We start from the raw sequence: 2,607 nt of genomic DNA, 5'->3' as shown, positions 1-2,607 counted from the left end.
GCCGTCCGGGCGCGGTCGGCCGCCGGGGGATCTTAGACTGGAGGGTTCGTAGACTGAACCCGTCAGCGCCTCCGGAACCGCCCGCGCCCGGTGGCGCCCGACAGACCCGGCGCACCCGGGAGCACCGGCGACCGGCGACCCCGGAGACCGGTGACCCGAACCTGGACACCTGGAAACGGAGACCTCCTTGTCCGTCAAGCCCATCCGCCTCTTCGGCGATCCCGTGCTGCGCACCCCTGCCGAGCCGGTCAGGGACTTCGACAAGGAGCTGCGCCAGCTCGTCAAGGACCTCACCGACACCATGATCGACGCGCCCGGCGCCGGGCTGGCCGCGCCGCAGCTGGGCGTCGGCCTGCGGGTGTTCACCTACTACGTGGACGACGTGCTGGGCCACCTGGTCAACCCGACCCTGGACCTGTCGGACGAGCAGGAGACCGGCGACGAGGGCTGCCTGTCGCTGCCCGGCCTGGCGTTCCCGACCCCGCGCGCGGTCCGGGCCGTCGCCAAGGGCTTCAACATGCACGGCGAGCCGATCACGGTCGAGGGCACGCACCTGATGGCCCGCTGCGTCCAGCACGAGACCGACCACCTGGACGGGATCATCTTCATCGACCGGATGGACGCCGAGCAGCGCAAGGCGGCGATGAAGGCGATCCGCGAGGCCGAGTGGTTCGGCGACCCCGTTCCGCAGGTCAAGGTGTCGCCGCACCGCACGCTCGGGAAGGCCATCTGACCATGCGCCTCGTCTTCGCCGGAACGCCCGAGACGTCCGTCCCCTCGCTGAAGGCGCTGCTGGACTCCTCGCACGAGGTGGCCGCGGTCGTCACCCGCCCCGACGCCCCCGCCGGGCGGGGCCGCAAGCTGGTCCCGAGCCCGGTCGCGGAGGCGGCCGAGGAGGCCGGGATCGAGGTGCTCAAGCCGGTCAAGGCGTCCGACCCGGAGTTCCTGGACCGGCTGCGCGCGATCTCGCCGGACTGCTGCCCGGTCGTCGCCTACGGCGCGATCCTGCGGCCCGCCGCGCTGGAGATCCCCCGGCACGGCTGGGTGAACCTGCACTTCTCGATCCTGCCCGCCTGGCGCGGCGCGGCCCCGGTGCAGCGGGCGATCCTGCACGGGGACGACGTGACCGGCGCGGCCACCTTCCAGATCGAGGAGGGCCTGGACACCGGCCCGGTCTTCGGGGTGCTGACCGAGCCGATCCTGCCCACCGACACCACCGGCGACCTGCTCGGCAGGCTCGCCGTCGCGGGCGCCGCGCTGCTCGTCGACACCATGAGCGGCATCGAGGCCGGGGTGCTGGAGCCCCGCCCGCAGCCGTCCGAGGGCGTCTCGCACGCCGCCAAGCTCACCCCGGCGGACGCCCGCGTCGACTGGACGTCCCCGGCCCTGCACGTCGACCGGCTCGTCCGGGCCTGCACGCCCGCGCCCGGCGCGTGGACGACGTTCCGCGACACCCGGCTGAAGCTGTTCCCGGTCCGGCCCGTCCCGGACGCGGCGGGGGACGGCGAACCGCTCGCGCCCGGCGCGCTGCGGCCGGGCAAGGACCGGGTGCTGGTCGGCACGGCCACGCACCCGGTCGCGCTCGGCGACGTCCAGCCGCAGGGCAAGCGCCGCATGCCCGCCGCCGACTGGGCGCGCGGGCTCTCCCTCACCGACAAGGACACGCTCGCCTGATGCCGCCCACCCGCCACCACCGTGGCCGGAGCAACGCCAACCGCCGCCCGGACGGGCCGCGCCGCACCGGCCGTCCGCAGGACCTCGTCCGCCGCACCGCGTTCGACGTGATCCGGGCCGTGGACACCCGCGACGCCTACGCCAACCTGCTGCTGCCGGCGCGGCTGCGCGAGCGCGGCCTGACCGGCCGCGACGCCGCCCTGGCGACCGAGCTGACCTACGGCACGCTGCGCGGCCGGGGCACCTACGACGCGATCCTCGCGCTGTGCAGCGACCGCGAGCTGCGCCGGATCGACCCTCCGCTGCTGGACGTGCTGCGGCTCGGCGCGCACCAGGTGCTCGCCACCCGCATCCCGCCGCACGCGGCCGTCGGCACCGCCGTCGAGCTGGCCCGCGACGTGACCGGCCCGGGCCAGTCGAAGTTCGCCAACGCCGTGCTGCGCAAGGTCGCCGGGCGCGACCTGGAGGGCTGGCTGGAGATCGTCGCGCCGGACGACATGGACGCCACGACCCGGCTGTCGGTCCGGCACAGCCACCCGAAGTGGATCGTGTCGGCGCTGCGCGACGCCCTCGGCCCGGACCGGGACGAGACCGACGCGCTGCTGGCCGCCGACAACGCCCGGCCGCGCGTCACCCTGGTCGCCCGCCCCGGCCGCGCCACGCTCGCCGAACTGGAGGGCGCCGAGCCCGCCCCGTACTCGCCGGTCGGGGCCGTCCTGCCGGACGGCGACCCGGCGGTGTTCGCCGCCGTCCGCGACGGCCGCGCCGCCGTGCAGGACGAGGCGAGCCAGCTCGTCGCGCTCGCCCTCGCCGCCGTCGAGATGGACGGCCCGGACGCCCGCTGGGCCGACCTGTGCGCCGGTCCCGGCGGCAAGGCGGGCCTGCTCTCGGCGGTCGCGACGCAGCGCGGGGCCCGGCTGCTGGCCGCCGACG

General features: G+C 75.9%; 3 protein-coding genes. All 3 read left to right on the top strand.

The genetic code is table 11. The annotated features are described in order from the left end of the window. Nucleotides 1-187: 187 nt before the first annotated feature. Nucleotides 188-733: a peptide deformylase gene (def, locus tag DZF91_RS25175; RefSeq protein WP_117359712.1), complete on the top strand. Its 546-nt coding sequence runs from the start codon at nucleotides 188-190 to the stop codon at nucleotides 731-733. Nucleotides 734-735: 2 nt separating this feature from the next. After that, nucleotides 736-1,674 carry a methionyl-tRNA formyltransferase gene (gene fmt, locus DZF91_RS25170; RefSeq protein ID WP_117359711.1) on the top strand — a complete coding sequence of 313 codons (939 nt, stop codon included), beginning with the start codon at nucleotides 736-738 and terminating at the stop codon, nucleotides 1,672-1,674. Next, nucleotides 1,674-2,607 (top strand): transcription antitermination factor NusB (locus DZF91_RS25165; RefSeq protein WP_117359710.1); only part of this gene is annotated, 934 nt, incomplete at its 3' end. The genes fmt and DZF91_RS25165, both read left to right, overlap by 1 nt.

The organism is Actinomadura logoneensis, from assembly GCF_003428695.1.
Taxonomy (GTDB): domain Bacteria; phylum Actinomycetota; class Actinomycetes; order Streptosporangiales; family Streptosporangiaceae; genus Spirillospora; species Spirillospora logoneensis.
The sequence above is the reverse complement of the archived record's forward strand: the minus strand, read 5'-3'. Positions and strand labels throughout refer to the sequence as shown.